This window comes from Pontibacter sp. YIM B11418, from assembly GCF_059278805.1.
Window position 1 is genome coordinate 25,901 of the sequence record NZ_JCAEMH010000007.1, and the last position, 16,223, is coordinate 42,123.

16 protein-coding genes are annotated in these 16,223 nt (G+C 50.8%); 2 read left to right on the plus strand and 14 right to left on the minus strand.

All coding sequences use genetic code 11. The annotated features are described in order from the left end of the window. Nucleotides 1-598 precede the first annotated feature (598 nt). The 8 genes from coaE to AC4QZR_RS16890 form a co-directional block, all read right to left on the minus strand. Nucleotides 599-1,204: a dephospho-CoA kinase gene (gene coaE / locus AC4QZR_RS16855; protein ID WP_494481977.1), complete on the minus strand. Its 606-nt coding sequence runs from the start codon at nucleotides 1,202-1,204 to the stop codon at nucleotides 599-601. A 5-nt stretch (nucleotides 1,205-1,209) separates the two neighbouring features. Further along, complete coding sequence (locus tag AC4QZR_RS16860; protein ID WP_253401282.1) at nucleotides 1,210-2,187, minus strand: YbbR-like domain-containing protein; 978 nt, start codon at nucleotides 2,185-2,187, stop codon at nucleotides 1,210-1,212. A 12-nt stretch (nucleotides 2,188-2,199) separates the two neighbouring features. Next, entirely contained in the window at nucleotides 2,200-2,502 is a 303-nt protein-coding gene (yajC, locus tag AC4QZR_RS16865) for a preprotein translocase subunit YajC (RefSeq protein ID WP_007655023.1), read from the minus strand. A gap of 32 nt (nucleotides 2,503-2,534) precedes the next feature. Beyond that, complete coding sequence (locus tag AC4QZR_RS16870; RefSeq protein WP_253401286.1) at nucleotides 2,535-3,074, minus strand: DUF1573 domain-containing protein; 540 nt, start codon at nucleotides 3,072-3,074, stop codon at nucleotides 2,535-2,537. Nucleotides 3,075-3,099: 25 nt separating this feature from the next. Then, nucleotides 3,100-4,098, minus strand: a complete 999-nt coding sequence (locus tag AC4QZR_RS16875) for an isocitrate/isopropylmalate dehydrogenase family protein (RefSeq protein WP_253401288.1) — start codon at nucleotides 4,096-4,098, stop codon at nucleotides 3,100-3,102. Nucleotides 4,099-4,100: 2 nt separating this feature from the next. Beyond that, the gene (locus tag AC4QZR_RS16880; protein WP_188500682.1) at nucleotides 4,101-4,403 is read right to left on the minus strand and encodes a YtxH domain-containing protein; all 303 of its coding nucleotides are present in this window, start codon (nucleotides 4,401-4,403) and stop codon (nucleotides 4,101-4,103) included. Nucleotides 4,404-4,482: 79 nt separating this feature from the next. Continuing rightward, nucleotides 4,483-5,622, minus strand: a complete 1,140-nt coding sequence (nusB, locus tag AC4QZR_RS16885) for a transcription antitermination factor NusB (protein ID WP_494481978.1) — start codon at nucleotides 5,620-5,622, stop codon at nucleotides 4,483-4,485. Nucleotides 5,623-5,861: 239 nt separating this feature from the next. After that, the gene (locus AC4QZR_RS16890) at nucleotides 5,862-6,962 is read right to left on the minus strand and encodes a Glu/Leu/Phe/Val family dehydrogenase (RefSeq protein WP_253401292.1); all 1,101 of its coding nucleotides are present in this window, start codon (nucleotides 6,960-6,962) and stop codon (nucleotides 5,862-5,864) included. Nucleotides 6,963-7,114: 152 nt separating this feature from the next. Between AC4QZR_RS16890 and AC4QZR_RS16895 the strand changes: the two genes are divergently transcribed. After that, the gene (locus AC4QZR_RS16895; protein ID WP_494481979.1) at nucleotides 7,115-8,899 is read left to right on the plus strand and encodes an ABC transporter ATP-binding protein; all 1,785 of its coding nucleotides are present in this window, start codon (nucleotides 7,115-7,117) and stop codon (nucleotides 8,897-8,899) included. Between the two features lie 137 nt (nucleotides 8,900-9,036). Then, nucleotides 9,037-9,465: a hypothetical protein gene (locus AC4QZR_RS16900; protein WP_494481980.1), complete on the plus strand. Its 429-nt coding sequence runs from the start codon at nucleotides 9,037-9,039 to the stop codon at nucleotides 9,463-9,465. Nucleotides 9,466-9,590: 125 nt separating this feature from the next. Here the strand turns inward: AC4QZR_RS16900 and AC4QZR_RS16905 are convergent, their stop codons facing one another. From AC4QZR_RS16905 to truA, 6 genes are all read right to left on the minus strand, one after another. After that, nucleotides 9,591-10,217 carry a hypothetical protein gene (locus AC4QZR_RS16905; RefSeq protein WP_494481981.1) on the minus strand — a complete coding sequence of 209 codons (627 nt, stop codon included), beginning with the start codon at nucleotides 10,215-10,217 and terminating at the stop codon, nucleotides 9,591-9,593. 90 nt (nucleotides 10,218-10,307) lie between these two features. After that, a complete protein-coding gene (locus tag AC4QZR_RS16910; RefSeq protein WP_494481982.1) occupies nucleotides 10,308-10,919 on the minus strand; it encodes a TetR/AcrR family transcriptional regulator in 612 nt (203 codons plus the stop codon). 84 nt (nucleotides 10,920-11,003) lie between these two features. After that, nucleotides 11,004-11,525: a GyrI-like domain-containing protein gene (locus AC4QZR_RS16915; protein WP_494481983.1), complete on the minus strand. Its 522-nt coding sequence runs from the start codon at nucleotides 11,523-11,525 to the stop codon at nucleotides 11,004-11,006. After that, complete coding sequence (locus AC4QZR_RS16920) at nucleotides 11,522-13,291, minus strand: ABC transporter ATP-binding protein (protein WP_494481984.1); 1,770 nt, start codon at nucleotides 13,289-13,291, stop codon at nucleotides 11,522-11,524. The genes AC4QZR_RS16915 and AC4QZR_RS16920 overlap by 4 nt, the downstream gene beginning before the upstream one ends. 724 nt (nucleotides 13,292-14,015) lie before the next feature. Further along, the gene (locus AC4QZR_RS16925) at nucleotides 14,016-15,323 is read right to left on the minus strand and encodes a cystathionine gamma-synthase family protein (RefSeq protein ID WP_494481985.1); all 1,308 of its coding nucleotides are present in this window, start codon (nucleotides 15,321-15,323) and stop codon (nucleotides 14,016-14,018) included. A 1-nt stretch (nucleotide 15,324) separates the two neighbouring features. After that, nucleotides 15,325-16,092 (minus strand): tRNA pseudouridine(38-40) synthase TruA, encoded by a 768-nt coding sequence (truA, locus tag AC4QZR_RS16930; RefSeq protein ID WP_494481986.1) that lies wholly within the window; start codon nucleotides 16,090-16,092, stop codon nucleotides 15,325-15,327. Nucleotides 16,093-16,223 lie beyond the last annotated feature (131 nt).

The window sequence follows — 16,223 nt, forward strand, 5'->3', positions numbered from 1 at the left end:
ATAGTAAGGTTTCAAACCTCGCTTTCAAGAAGGTATAATATGCCTGCAAATTTCATAGCTCCTAAGCATGTTAAGACTGTTAGGTCCTAAACTTTACCACCAATTGTTGGCAGCAAAACTCTGTAGGGCTATACCCATATTCACTCCTTGAAGACATGTGAGAAATCAAGTTTGAAATTTGCAGGAGTAGCTCAGTGAAGGGTGTTGGCATTTGGTGTAAGACTCTATTAAAGGCTTACGTTCCTATTGGCCCTCTGCCGCAAGTTTTGGATCCCCGTTCTTTCTTGTCCTCAAAGGGATGGTCTTTTCTAGTACTAAACTGCCTAACTCTATGCATTCAGAACTCCTCCCTGTAGGCCGTACCGGTGTGCATTTTCCAAACAGGATTCACACAGGCTCATTACTCTCCTGAATGGATTTCCTTATAAGGGATTGCCTCTGAAATCGTAATCTCAATTTGTTTTATATGCCTGCACAGGGCAGTAAGGACAGAAAGCTGCTCAAGAAGACTTTACCTGTTTGTTAATTTGGGGAAGGCCTAGCTGAAGGTATAGGTATAGACTATACTATGTCGCGGGATGAGAGTGTACTTAAGATTCTACTTAGCTATACCTGACCTGGAAAGAAATTGCTCGTGCAGGACAAGCACCTGAGTTATGATAAGCTGTTGGTCGTCGTTGTAGACAATGTGTTGTGCCCGGGATATTTTCTCCTCTTCGCTTAGCTGCTTGCTGATGATCGCTTTTATATCTGCTTCTGTGCGGTGCGGGTCGCGTTTGAGCAGGCGCTTGAGGCGCACATCCAGCGGGGCAGTCACGACAATGATCTCGTTCATCTGCCGCCACGATTCTGATTCAAACATCAGAGCAGCCTCCTTGATTAGGTAAGGAGCGTTTGCATTGGCCTCAGCCCAACGCTCAAAGTCAAGGCCTACATGCGGATGCACCAAGGCATTAAGCTTGTCCAGCCGTTCCTGATTATTGAACACCATCGATGCCAGATAAGCGCGGTCCAAATGCCCTTCTGAGGTATAGGTTTCCTCCCCGAAGGCTGCCTGCAGTTCCTGCTTCAACGCAAGGTCGTATTGCATCACCCACTTGGCGCGGGTGTCGGCGTCATATATAGGTATACCCAGTACTTGAAACACGCGGCATACAATGGTTTTGCCTACGCCTATTCCGCCGGTTATACCTATCCTGAGCATCCTCTTTATTTTTTTAAGACGGCTTTGATGCGTTCAGGCCAGAGTGTAATGCTGCGGGCCCCGGCAGGCTTCTGCACAAGTTCGGGTGCCACTGTGGAGTCGAGGCGGCTATACCTAGAGAAATCTACAATGGCCTTGAATGCTTCGGAGTTAATGACGGCCGCTGAATCTTCGAGTGCGAGGTAGCGAATCAGCACCACCTGCGGACGCAAGGTTACCTCGGTATTCAAGGGCACATTCACCATTTCCGGCACAACCTGGTGTTCGCGCTGTTGTAGTGGCTTTATCCTTGCCGAAACAGTGGCCTCTGTTATGTCCGCCTTCACCAGCGACTTGTTATCATACTCGATGGGCACCACGATCTTAGCTGACTCGGTCAGGTTGGTGATCGGCAAACGCAAAATAAAAGGGCTTGGTAAACTATCGACCATGGAGGATGGTCCACGGAAAGTAATGGTGTCGGGATCAATGCGGACAGGGCGTAGCATGGCGTGGCGTTCGCCTGTCACTTTCTGAGCAGGATCGAGCTGCAGCGCGATGCGGCGCGTCACATTCTCATTGAAGTTAAAGAAAAGGGTATCGGTTACAACAAAGTTAAGCTGCAGACCGTCCATGGCATTCACCAGAGCAGGTCTTAAGGCGGAGCCAAGCAGATAATTGTTGCGGGGAAGGCTACGGATGTAGACCTCTGCGGGCTGTACTTCTACCCTAAGTGCTTTGCGAAGGAGTTTCCACCCACGGCCGGTAACGTTTACCGCTACCTCTTCAGGCAGTGGACTGATTGGAACCAGGCGTTGTTCGTTGTACACAAAGCGCACCGGGTAGGAGGTCTGGGTAGAGTAGCTTTTGTTGAGGGCATTGAGCAGCCAGAAAGTAGAAGCCGCCACAAAACAGAGCACTACAATTCTCCAGTAGTGCTCTGTTTGGGGCTTAAATGGCCTTACAAACCATAAAATGATATTTCGGGCTTTCTCAAACGACAAGGTGTCTTATCCTTATTTCACTTTAGCAGTAGCTTCCAGCGAGATAGCAGATTTCTCAAACACAAGACGCACGCCTTTGTCTACTTCTATCTCTACGGTGTCATCGTTAACAGCTGTTAAACGACCATGCAGTCCGCCTATTGTCACGACCTGCATGCCTTTGGTCAGCTCTTCACGAAATTTTTTCTGGTCCTTCGCTTTTTTCTGCTGCGGGCGGATCATGAAAAAATAGAAAACAAGGATAATAGCGCCGAACATCAGGAGCTGTGGCAGCATGCCACCGTCTGGTGCGGCTTGTAGGAATATCGTTTGCATAAAAAGGGTTGTGCTCTTTAGAGCGTGATTTTTTAGTTGAGTTTCACTGGGCCGTCAGCGCCTGCAGTTGGGATGCTAGATGAAGTTACGTTGCCCTTCATGAACACACGCACAATGTTAGGCTCTGTATTGGCACGAACCGTCACAGTCGGAGACTGCTGGCCAGGCTTGTTACGGCTATCGAAACGCACCTTCACTTCGCCTTCTTCACCTGGAGCAACAGGAGTCTTCGTCCAGTCAGGAGCGGTGCAACCACAAGAGGCAGAAGCACTCTCGATTACCAATGGCGACTTGCCTGTGTTCGTAAATTTGAAGGTATGCTCTACTATATCACCTTCTTTAATGGTGCCGAAATCATACTCGGTTGTCGCGAAGCTCATTACCGCCATGTTCTCGGTACTGGCCGTTTGGCTGGTTGGCACTACGTTCGGGTTGTCCACTACCTGCGGCTGATCTGCAGGTGCAGTTGCTTCGGCAGTAGTTGCCTCTGATGCCGTCGTGTTGTTCTGGTCGCAACTGGTCACTGTCATGGCAGTGCCAAGCGCTAGGGCTAATAAGAAGTTCTTTTTCATATCAGTTAAACAGCTTTTTGCTTGATTATAGTTTCGCAATAATGTGTTGTGCAAATTCCATGGTGCCGGCTTTGCCACCCAGGTCGCCTGTGCACTCTTCTCTGTTTGCAAGCGTCGCGTCCAAAGCGGTCTCAATGCGGTACGCCTCATCTTTCAAATCGATGTGGTGCAGCATCATGATAGCGGAGCGGAGTAGCGCAGTTGGGTTCGCTTTGCCTTGGCCTGCAATATCAGGAGCAGAACCGTGTACGGCTTCGAAAATGGCCATGTCGCTGCCGATGTTAGCACCGGACACGACACCCAGACCGCCTACCAGACCCGCACACAGGTCAGAAAGGATATCACCGAACAGGTTGGTGGTTACGATCACGTCGAACTGTTCTGGCTTGATCACCAGCTGCATGCACATATTGTCGATGATCTTGTCGTCGTACTGGATGTGCGGATATTCCTTGGATATCTCGCTGGCTTCGCTCAGGAACAGGGCACCGGCGCTTTTCAGGATGTTGGCTTTGTGAACAGCCGTTACCTTCTTGCAGTTGTGCTTGTTAGCGTACTCAAACGCAGCGCGGATGATCTTGCGGCAGCCTACGCGTGTGAGGCGGGCTACTGAGTCAGAGATCTGCAGGCGCTCATCGAACATCTCCAGGCCAGAGTACAGGCCTTCAGTGTTCTCGCGGAACAGCACCAGGTTTACGTTATCGAAACGGGTATTTACACCAGGAGTAGTTTTGGCAGGGCGTACATTGGAGTACAAATCGAACATCTGCCGCAGTTGCACATTGATGCTCTTAAAGCCTTTGCCAACCGGCGTAGTGATAGGGCCTTTCAGGGCCACTTTGTTCTTCTTAAGTGAGGCAATCAGCGTAGAAGGAATCAGCTCACCCATCGAGTCGAAGGTGGTCTGTCCTGCATTTTCCTCTTCCCAGGTTACGGGCACGTTAGCGGCACTGAAAACGGCTTTAACAGCTTCTGTAATCTCTGGTCCAATCCCGTCGCCGGGAATCAGTGTAATCTCTCTCATGTCTATATTTCTTTCCTGCTGTTAATCTCGTTGATAAGTGAATCCACATCGCCCAGCAGCTTCTCGGCTTTGTCTTTTGCGTCCTGTATCACACGTTGTCCTTCAGATTTTGCGCTTGAAGTCACGCGGTTGCGGTCTTCAACCAGTTCTTCCAGCAAGTCTGAAAGGGTATCGCGGTATTTCTCAAGGCGGTAGCTCAGCCAGCTGCGTGTCTCTCTACCTTTCTCTGGTGCAAACAGGATACCTGCTGCAGCTCCTACAGCGGCTCCAGAAACGAAAAACAGGATATTGCTCGTTTTACTCATAGGATTATCTCTATACTTATATATTAGGTATGTCGTTACCCCTATTACGATATAATGGGGCGTAAAGACGGACAATACCTTATTTGTTGTCGATCAAACCACGGCCTGACTTGCGGATCTCTCCTTTTGTAGTCAGCTCCTGAGCCATCTTGTCCAGTACACCGTTCACAAACTGCTTGCTCTTCGGCGTGCTGTACAGCTTTGAGATCTCTATATATTCGTTGATGGTCACCTTAACGGGTATGCTTCGGAAGATGTGCATTTCGCAAAGCGCCAACTTCAGGATGATCTTGTCAAGCAGGGCCACACGCTCCACATCCCAGTTCTTCACGCTTGCGGCAATCATGGCCTCGTACTTTTCATCATCCTGCAGGGTTTGGTGGTAGAGTTCCTCAAAGAAGGCTTTATCGTCTTCCCAGTTAGCCGAAAGATCCAATAATACGGGCTCTTCTTCGGTCTCTTCGCCAAACATCTTGACAGTCTTGTTGACCAGGCTTTTCACGATGGATTTGTTCTCCACCCAGTTCAAATCCTGCTCTTCAAACAAAGATTGTAAGTTTTTTTCTTTAAAAATAATGTTTTTGAAAATATGTTTCACCACTTCCAGGTCCTCCTCGAGCGTGGGCTCGGGCAGTGCCAGGTAGTTCAGAAACACTTCATCCTGCTTCAGGACGTTCTTATAAACGAGGCGAATCTCGCTGATGTCGGAGCCCCAGCTGATATTGCGACGAATGATGTGTTGCTGGTATGACTTGTTGGTGAGGATGCGTTGCGCCACCCGGTTGTTCAGAAAGCGCTTTACATCAGGGCCAGTGGCGGCCGTAAAACGTTTCTCCTTCTTCTCCTCCTCATCTTTCACCAGCTCGTTGATCAGCTCCAGAATCTGCAGGGTGCCCAGGTAGTGGTCGTAAATGCGCTCCACCGCACTCATCATCTGGCTGCTATACTGCTTGTAGTCTTTTTTGGTGAGGTTCTTATAAGTTACAACAGCTCTGTTTACCGCATCAATTATCTCTTTGTCGGTCTCCTCTGTTTCAAACTGGCCCGTTTCGTGCCACTCCTTAAAGAGCAGCTGGGCAATTTGTTTGCGGCCTTCAAGCAGCTTGCGGTCCTGCACTTCCATGGAGTTCAGGTCTGGGGCAAAGTCTTCTGCTATCTGGTCAAGTGCCAGCTGGTAATCCGAACCTTCGGCCTGTTTGTAGGCATAAATGGCTTGCATAGCCTTGATTCGAAGTGTTCTGCGGTTGAGCATAATGGTATTTTAAAGAACGTGTTGGTTGATATGTGTTTTACTATAGTCGGTGCCGTGGCTCCAAAAGCAGCAGACAGGTATAGCTGCCGCTGGTAAAGGTATACGCAAAGGCGAACCTGTGCGCCAATAAATATGGTATGTAGTAAAACAAAAGTGCTACAGGTTAATGCAGCACTTTTGTTTTGAATAAGATCAAAAGGAAAGGCCTAGAAAGTGGACTTTACTTTACCAATGGCGTTGATACGCTGCTCTGCCATCTTGGTAGCGGCCAGCTGCGTGTGGATGCCCTCCTTCTCAGCCTTTTCAAAAATATCCAGGGTATAGCCGTAGATACGCTCTGTCTGAGCATAAGCGCTTTCGCGGTTGTAGCCAACCAGTTCAGAGTACACGTTGATCAGACCACCCGCATTGATCAGGAAGTCCGGCGCGTATGCGATGCCTTTTTCGATCAGCGCAGGGCCATGAATGGACTCATCGCGCAGCTGGTTGTTGGCGCTGCCCGCAATCACCTGGCACTTCAGGCGGTTCAGAGTGTCGTCGTTAATGGTACCTCCCAGCGCACATGGCGAGTAGATGTCCACGTCCAGGTCATAGATCTCGTCCATGCCCACCACCTTTGCGTTGTACTTGGCAGATATCTCGCGCAGACGGTCTTCGTAGATGTCGGTGATGAAGATCTGGGCGTTTTCTTTCGCCAGCAGCTCTACCAGGTAGCCACCTACGTGACCAACACCTTGCACAGAGATCTTCTTGCCTGACAGTGAGTCAGAGCCATACACCTTCTTGGCAGCGGCTTTCATACCCATGTAGGTACCGTAAGCCGTTACCGGAGACGGGTCTCCGCCACCACCCATCGCTTCTGGAAGACCAGCTACGTGATCTGTTTCCATCTTGATGTACTCCATATCTTTGGTAGTGGTTCCTACGTCTTCGGCCGTGATGTAAGCACCGTTCAGGTTCTTCACAAAGCGACCGTAACGGCGCATCAGGGCCTCTGACTTATCTTTTTTAGCATCGCCGATGATTACAGCTTTACCGCCACCCAGGTTCAGCCCGGAGATGGCAGCCTTATAGGTCATACCTCTCGAAAGACGCAACACATCATTCAGCGCTTCAGCATCAGAAGCATAAGACCACATACGTGTGCCACCCAGCGCCGGGCCGAGTACCGTATTGTGGATACCAATGATAGCTTTCAGGCCAGTCTCGTGGTCGTGGCAGAAAACTACTTTCTCATGGTTATACTCTGATATCTGACCGAAGATAGAATCGTCTTTCTTCAGTTCAACTTCTTTTAGTTCGACCATTTATGAATTTAAATTAAGGGTTGTCCTATCTTTGTAAGTAGACGGGGAGGAAGTGCCTCCCGTTTCATGCTGCAAAATTAATTCTTTTTTTGATTAATTCAATTTGAACCTGATAACTCTACGTAAAAGCCTCTGAGCTTCATAAACTTGCTGTGAAATCACTCCGCTACCTCAATAAATATTTACTCAAGTATAAATACCGTCTTCTCTGGGGCCTGGTATTCATCATCATATCCAACTTTTTCCAGATTCTGCCTGCCCAGGTGGTGCGTCATGCCTTCAATTTGATCAAGGAGGGCATTAACCTCCACAATCTCTTCGAGGGGATGGCACAGCAGGAAACGGTGTACGACACCTTCGCCAGCAGCATTCTGGTGTATGGGGTTATTATTCTGGTGATGGCGCTTCTGCGGGGACTTTTCCTGTTTTTTGTGCGGCAGACCATCATTGTGATGAGCCGCCTGATCGAAAACGACCTCAAAAACGAGATTTACGAGCACTACCAGAGCCTGCCGCTCAGCTTTTACCGCAAAAACAACACCGGCGACCTGATGTCGCGTATTTCCGAAGACGTGAGCCGCGTGCGCATGTATCTGGGGCCAGCCATTATGTACGGCCTCAACCTGGTCATTTTGTTTCTGATGGTGATTCCGTATATGCTGTCGGTGAACGTAAAGCTCACGCTCTATACCCTGATCCCGCTGCCAATTCTGGCCATCAGCATCTACTACGTCAACAACATCATCGAGCGTAAATCCGACGAGATACAGCGCAGCTTGTCAGGTATAACGACCTTTGTGCAGGAGGCTTTTTCAGGTATAAGGGTGCTCAAATCCTTTGTCCGCGAAGACGATTCTCACAACAACTTCACCAAAGCCAGCAACAACTACAAGGACAAGTCGCTGGAGCTCAACTTCGTCAACTCGCTCTTCTTCCCGCTCGTGCTGTTCCTGGTAGGCCTGAGCACCATCATCACGGTATACATCGGCGGGCAGGAAGTGATGAACGGCAGTATTACCACTGGTAACATTGCCGAGTTCATTATCTACGTGAACATGCTCACCTGGCCCGTTACTTCGCTGGGCTGGACAGCCAGTCTGGTGCAGCGCGCCGCCGCCTCGCAGGCCCGTATCAACGAGTTCCTGAATACCAAAAACGACATTGTCTCGCGTGCAAACATCAGCAAGCCGATTGAGGGGGACATCGTGTTCGAAAATGTGGATTTCGTATACCCTGACACAGGTATACACGCCCTGAAAAACATCTCGTTCCGCATCAACCACGGCGAAACGCTGGCGGTAATCGGCAACACAGGCTCGGGCAAAAGCACGATTGCTACGCTCCTGCCTCGTATGTACGACGTCACCAATGGACGCATTCTCATCGATGGTGTGGATGTGCGCGATTACAATCTAGAGAGCCTCCGCAGCCAGATCGGGTATGTGCCGCAGGATGTGTTCCTCTTCTCCGACTCCATCCGCAACAACATTGGCTTTGGTTTGCCAAGCATCACAGAAGAGCAGATGGTGCAGTCCGCCAAAGACGCCGACGTGTACGAAAACATTATGCGCTTCCCTGAGCAATTCGACACCAAGTTGGGTGAGCGGGGCATTACGCTTTCCGGCGGACAGAAGCAGCGTGTCTCCATTGCCAGAGCGCTGGTGCGCGAGCCAAGCATCCTCATTCTCGATGACTCACTCTCGGCGGTGGACACGAAAACGGAAAACGCCATCCTGAATAGCCTACGCCGCATCATGGTGAACCGCACTTCAATCATCATTTCACACCGGGTATCGTCGGTAAAACTGGCCGATAAGATTCTGGTGCTTGATGACGGGGAGATTGTGCAGCATGGCACGCATGAAGAGCTGATACAGCAGCAAGGGCTCTACAAGGTGCTTTATGAGAGGCAGCTGCAGGCTGAGGACTCGCAGTAGCTCCCTTTATAACTTCCTGATTATGAACCCGAAAAGAGCCAACTCAACTGGGCATAGTATTATCTGAGGGAATTTTTTGATACAGAAACTGTTATAGGTACGTATAGCAAGTTTAATCAACTCCTAAATCTCTATCTATGGCTATTGACATACAGCAAATCGGCAAAAGGTTCCGTTTTTATACTAGCATCAAAGAGTTGGAAATGCCACAGCTCCTCGAGATGACGGGCAGCGATGAAGCAGTTCTTGCTAACATTCTGTCAGGGAAAAACTACCTACTCGATGAGTTAGTGGCTATCGTAAAGAATTTTCAGGACCTGAACACGAAGTGGCTCATCTATGGCGAGGGCGGCATGTTCAAGCCCATGGACGAGGACGGCACCTGCAAAGACAACCATAAAGACTGCCTTAAAAAGGACAAAACCGCCTACCTGAAGCAAATGCAAAACATGCTCATAGAGCTTGATGCTGCCGAAGTAGCCAAAGGCCACCACGCCGATGTGGACGCACTGAAGGCGAAGCTGGAAGAATACAAAGCCAGTCAGGACAACAGCATGGCTGAGTAGTTAACGGCCCAAACCCACACCCCATTTTGATGCGTTTTTAGCCTGAGCAGGCTTAGATATTCAAAATGCCCCCATGCAGGCGGTTTGCCTGCATGGGGGCATTTTGAATTTAATGGCGCTATACCTTACCGGGCAACTTTACAATTATCCAGTAGCTCCGTAACTCCTTTTCTCAGTGCCTTTTCGGTGGCGAGCGATTCCGTGGAAAGATTAGCCGTGCTACTGCTCCTATACCCATCTTCGTACTTGTCGCCAGGCAAGGTTAGCGGGCTCAGTTTGGTGGTTGTAGCCAAGGTATAGATTTGCTTTTTCTGGTCTGTCGAATGGAGTTTGAAGTGCACGGTGGCTTTCGAGTCATCTACCCCGACTGTGCCGTGGCCTTGCTGTATCTCCTTCTGCTCCTGCGCGCTTGTGCGTGCATAGCCCATTCCTGAAGCGACATCTCCTACGGCCAACTCCAGATAATAGGTATAGCCCGCCTTTCGCATTTGAATCAAAGTAGCTGAATCTGGCGCTGGGTTCGGTTGTATACCTTGCCTGGCCAGGTCATACTCTTGTTCTACCACATAAGCTGTTGCTATACCTTCTTTGCCAAACGCCTGCTCCAGTTGCTGATAAAGCTGATGCGAGCGATGCGCTGAAAGTCCTGGGATGGATCCAACCAGTATGCGGTCACCCGCCTGAAATGCTTTGGGGCAACCGCCAGGTATAGCCGCGTGCCGTGTGGAGCTAATGCAGCCGCTTAGTAACATGACACAACACAGTAGCGCAAATTTTATTTTATTTAGAAACATAAGAAAGTATTGAGAACAGAATAGCTTATAGGCTCGGTGCTTAGCTGCCTATACCTTTACCCGTATACCTTCCAGAATCAGGTTGACGGTATAGAGTACCTCGCGCTCTATTTTCTCAAAATCGATGGAGGGCAGGTTGTGGAACTGGGCGCGCTGGAACTCTTCGAACTGGATCAGGTCTTTGACGACCATTATAGAATAGCCCACCCGCTCGGCTTCACAGTCAAGGAAAGTACCGTTGGCTATACCTTCTTTAATAACGGAGGCGTAGAAATTCGTCTCCTTGGCGCGCGACTCCTTAAAAAGCTCCTGAAACATGATGCGCGTTTCGATGAGCACTTTGATGGAGATGGTGTGCTGCGTTACGATTTCCTGATAGTAGCGTAGCGATGAGCGGATGTAAAGCAGCAGACGTTCCCGGGGGTCCTTTTCCTGTTCGGCTATTTTCTTGATCCGGTACAGGCTGCCTTTCCACTCCTGCGAGAAAGCCTCAATAAAGAGTACCTCCTTGCTCTTGTAGTAATAGTAGAGCGTAGGTTTCTTGAGTCCGATGGCATGGGCAATATCATCCAGCGTGGCTTTGCTGTAGCCCAGTTTGCCGAACACCGACTTGGCTGCGTCCAGTATCAGCTCTTTTTTTGCCTCTGCCTTTTTGCCCAATTTGCTCTGTTGCTATCGTTCCACAGGGAAAGGCGTAACCATTCTCCTTTCATCAAATATAGAGAGATAATCTATACTTGCAAGCTAGTCCTGAATCGGAACCTCCACTATACCCTGGTGGTCATCGGGGAACCACTCCACGTAGAAAGTCTCCAGCTCTAAGTCCTTCTCTTTGGCGTAGTCAAAAATGGCTTCGTAGAGTCTGTTTGGGGCCAGCATGTAATGGGCGTTCACTTCGCCTCGCAGCGCACGTCGGCCAGCCGGTACTACCCGCAGTTCGTAATCGGCAGGCAACTGCACCGTGCTGTCAGGTACAACCACCCCTATAAAAGCATTCACACTATCGGCCCGCCCCTCGGGATTGTTGTAGTAGATATTGCCCGGCATACCTTCCAGTTCTTTCTTGTCGAGCACTTCGGCCGCTCTCCGGAAAGCATCATTGATCCCACTGTCGTTTACAGAACCATGGAAGGCGCGGCCTGCCACATAAAGTTGCGTTGAACTTGCTTCTGACACACTGGCTGAGCTGAAACCTCCCAGATAGGCATAAAAAGCCGCTACGATGAAGGAGAGTACCAACATCACTAACAAGAATTTCTTGTTCATAGGTCGATCATGTTTTTGTACTGCATGTGGTAGAGTTGGGCATAGTAACCGTCGTGGCGCAGTAATTCCTCGTGGTTACCCATTTCTTTTATCTCGCCCCGATCCATCACAATAATCTTGTCAGCCTTCTGGATGGTAGACAACCGGTGGGCGATGACGATGGACGTACGACCGTGCATCAGCTGGTCGATGGCGTACTGTATCAGTTCTTCGGTCTCAGAATCGACGCTGGAAGTGGCCTCGTCCAGGATAATGATTTCCGGATTGTAGACCATCGCCCGCACAAACGAAATCAGCTGGCGCTGCCCTACCGAAAGCGTGGCTCCGCGCTCCATTACCTGATAATGCAGCCCGCCCGGCAGTCGCTCGATGAACTTGCGGGCACCCACCAGGTCGGCGGCGTGCCACATCTGCTCCTCTGTGATGGCTTTGTTACCCAGGCTGATGTTGTCGGCGATGGTGCCCGAGAAGAGGAAGACATCCTGCAGCACCACGCCGATGTGGTGGCGCAGCACGTCCAAGTCGTACTCTTTGATGTCGTGCCCGTCGATCAGGATCTGGCCGCTGTTGATTTCGTAGAAGCGGTTGAGCAGGTTGATCATCGAGGTCTTACCTGCACCCGTGGCTCCTACGAAGGCCACGGACTCGCCCGCTTTCACATCAAGCGAAATGTTGCGCAGCACCCAGTCCTCGTCTTTGTAGGCAAACCACACATCCTTGAAGTTCACGTTGCCCTTTATTTTCTCCGGCGCATACGTGCCGTTGTCGGGTACCATTTCCTTGCTGTCGAGCAGGCGCATGAGGCGCTCAGTACTCACCACACCCAACTGCAGCGTGTTGAAGCGGTCGGCGATCATGCGGATAGGGCGGAAGAACATCTGGATGTAAAGGATAAAGGCCATCAGCGTACCCAGCGACACGTCGTTGTCAATCACACCGTGGGCGCCGTACCAAACGAGCAGGCCCAGACCGGCCGCACCGATGATCTCGGCCACCGGGAAGTAAACCGAGTAGTAGAGCACCGAGCGCACGTTGGCGCGGGTATGCTCCTTGTTGATCTCCTTGAACTTCTCCATCTCGCGCTTCTCGTTGTTGAAGATCTGCACGATGCTCATACCTGTGATATGCTCCTGCACAAACGAATTGAGCCGCGCCACCGCCGTCCGCACATCCTGGAAGGTGTCTTTAATCTTCTCCTTGAAGATGTAGGTACTAATGAGCATGATCGGGAAAGTAGACAGACTCACTAGTGCCAGTTCCCAGTCGATGTAGAACATGAAGCCAAGGATGAAGACCAGTTGCAGGATATCGCCAATCATCGCCGCCAGGCCTTCGCTGAATACATCCGAAAGCGTCTCCACGTCGGACACGTTGCGGGTCACGAGCGTGCCGATAGGTGTGCGGTCGAAAAACTTGAGGCGCAGGTTAAGGATGTGGCGATAGAGCACAACCCGGATGTCGCGCACGACGTGCTGCCCCAGCCAGCCCGCGAAATAGGTATGGAGGTACTGCACAATGGCGTGCCCGATTAAGAGCACCGCGAGTATCACGAACATCTTGTTCAGGCCTTCCCAGTCGTTCTGCAGAATCTCGTTATCGACGGTATACTGAATCAGGAAAGGACGCACGGCAGCTAAAATAGCTGAGGCAAACGTCAGGAACACGATGAAGTAGAAAATCCGGATGTAGGGCTTCACGAACGTGAAGAGCCGCCGGATGACGTCTGCATCGAATACCTTGCCTGTATTTTGTGGTTTATCTTCCAAGTTTTGTTCTATCAGGTTTTGTTTGTTTTCGGGGACGTTTCAGGTATAATCTGCCTGAAACGCCTCCTTGTGAGTCACCCCACCCCGACCCTCCCCTAAAAACAGGTGAGGGAGCTTAGGCTGCTGCACATCCGCAGGTATAGGCGCTTTAGCTACCGGTTACCTGTTGAATGCTGTCATCCCCCTACCCCCTTCGAAGGGGGACTTTCTGCTGTAGCCAGTCTACAGGTATAAGTCATGTCGTGAGTGTCACAGACCACTGGCAGGTATAGCAAGACTAACTTGCCCCGGAAGCGATGAAACAAACAGCATCAGCCCGGTGCACTTTACGGCGCTCCACTGTTCGAGCGGTCAGCGAGTTTGGAGCGTCTTGACCTTTTTGCTTACTGGGGGTAGGGGCCCTCGATTTTTGTGTCAAGACAAAAAGTGAGTGCCCGCCGCACAGGCGAAGCTATGAAACAATACAGTTTGCTATACCTGCAGCAGCAGTAGCTACAAAGCAACCTATACCTATATACCTATACCTGGGCCAGAGGCGAGAACGTTCGCGCCATAGACTAGCCGTAGCTATACCCTTACGGATACTACATACTAACTGCTTGCAAAGTTAATGGTTTTTGCATCAGGATTTTCGGGATTTATCAGGTATAGCAACTGCTCCACAAGGTATAAAAAAGCCCTTCTCCGATTGACAGAGAAGGGCTTCCAAAATGCAGGTCTATACCTATACCTCGGCTTCGGCAGGTATAGCAACCTTCTCAAGCGCCTGTGCGATGTCAGAGATGATATCCTCCGGATGCTCCACGCCTACCGAAATACGCACCATGCCTTCGCCAATACCCATTACGGCACGGTCGGCCAGACAAATATCAGAGTGCGTCATAGAAGCCGGGTGCTCAGCCAGCGACTCAGTGCCGCCCAGACTCACGGCTAGTTTGATCAGCTTCAGGTTGTTGAGGAACGTGAAGGCTTCTTTCTCGCCGCCCTTGATGTCGAACGAAATCATAGAGCCTGCTGCCTTGCACTGCTTGTCGTAAATAGCCTGCTGCTGCGGATTGTCCTGCAGGTAGCCAAGGAAGTAAATCTTGTCTACTTTCGGGTGTTCTTTCAGATAAGCAGCTACTACTTCAGCGCCACGTGCCTGACATTCCATCCGGATTTTCAATGTTTCGAGGCTTCGCATCAGCATCCAGCCCGTCCACGGGCTCGCCATAGAGCCCATGAAGGTACGCATGCCTTTCACTTGCTTCATCAGGTCTGCCGGACCGGCGCAGGCACCTGCAATCAGGTCGGAGTGGCCGCCGATATATTTGGTGGCAGAGTATAAAACAAGGTCAGCACCGTGCTTGAGCGGATGCGAGAACACCGGGCCCAGGAACGTATTGTCCACGGCTACGACTACTTTTTTGTCGGCAGTCGAATGCTTTTTGGCCATGGCGGCGCATGCTTCGATGTCTACCAGGTGGTTGGTCGGGTTGGCTGGGGTTTCCAGGTATACCATCGCCAGTTTGTCGGCCATACCTGACTCCTCCAACATCTGCTCTACTTCCTCAATCGGGGTGTTGGCACGGAAGCCCATGCTTTTCACGCCAAATTTCGGCAGGATATTTTTAATGTAGTAGTCAGAACCGCCATAAATAGGCTCGCTGTGCAGGATCAGGTCGCCCGGCTTGAGCAAAGCCAGGAGCGTGGTGCTGATGGCGGCCATGCCGCTGGCGAACACAGCTGCTTCGTCGGCTCCGTCCCAGAAGCGGAGGCGGTTCTCCAGGATTTCGAGATCGGGATTGTTCAGGCGGCTGTAGATGAGGCCGAGCTGTTCTTCGGCGTGCTTCTCACGCAGGCCATACGCTAGTTCAAAAAAGGCCTTCCCTTCTTCCGCGTTCTTGAAAACGAAGGTAGAGGTTTGGTAAATCGGCGCCTTCACAGCCATTTCTGACCACTCCGGGTTGTACCCATAGCTCATCATCAAGCTTTCAGGGCGAAGGTGTTTGCCGTTAAGATGTGGACCGTTCTGGTCTTCTGGTAATTGCATGCTATAAAGGGTTTGTTTTGGGTGATGTCTTGAAAATATGCTCCGGATACGACACTTTGGCCAGGTATAGCCCCTCGGAAGGAGCCGCCCCACTAGCCTTGCTTCGGTCCTGACTGGCAATAATCCGCTCAAAATCGGCTACTGTGATCTTGCCACGGCCCACATCCAGCAAAGTGCCTACCACCAATCGTACCATACCTCTCAGGAAACGGTTGGCCCGGATGGTAAACACCAACTCGTCGCCTTGCTGTCGCCACACGGCTTCGTACATGTTACAGCGGTAGTGTTTGGTGTCGCCTTTGGCTTTGCTAAAGGTCGTGAAATCCTCGTAACGAAGCAAAACAGCAGCCGCCTCGTTCATTTTCTCCACATCCACGGGACGCGGCAGGTAAGTGGCGTAGTATCTTTTGAAAGGATCTTTTGCTAAGGTAATATGATAATGATAGGTACGCTCAAAAGCGTCGAAACGGGCGTGGGCCTCGTCGGTGACAAGGTATAGGTTCTTCGCCACAATATCCGCTGGCAAGAGGCGGTTGAAGCGGTAGACCGTATGCGCGGAATCCAGCTCCTGCTCCACATCGAAGTGCACGAACTGCTGACTCGCGTGTACGCCTGTATCGGTGCGGCCGCTCCCGGTGGAGCTGATGGGCTGTCGCAGCACTTTGCTCAGGCAATCGTCGAGCACCTCCTGTACGGAGAGGGCGTTGGGCTGTACCTGCCAACCATGGTAACGAGTGCCGTCATAGGCTATTTCCAGAAAGTAGCGCATGGGCAAAGGTAAGATTTCCTGACAATAGTGACAGAAAATTAGTGCACCCGGCTACTGCAGGCACTATCTCATAGTTCATAAAAACAGAAAGGGCACTCCTATCAGGAGTGCCCTCTGTAAAGGGTGAAACT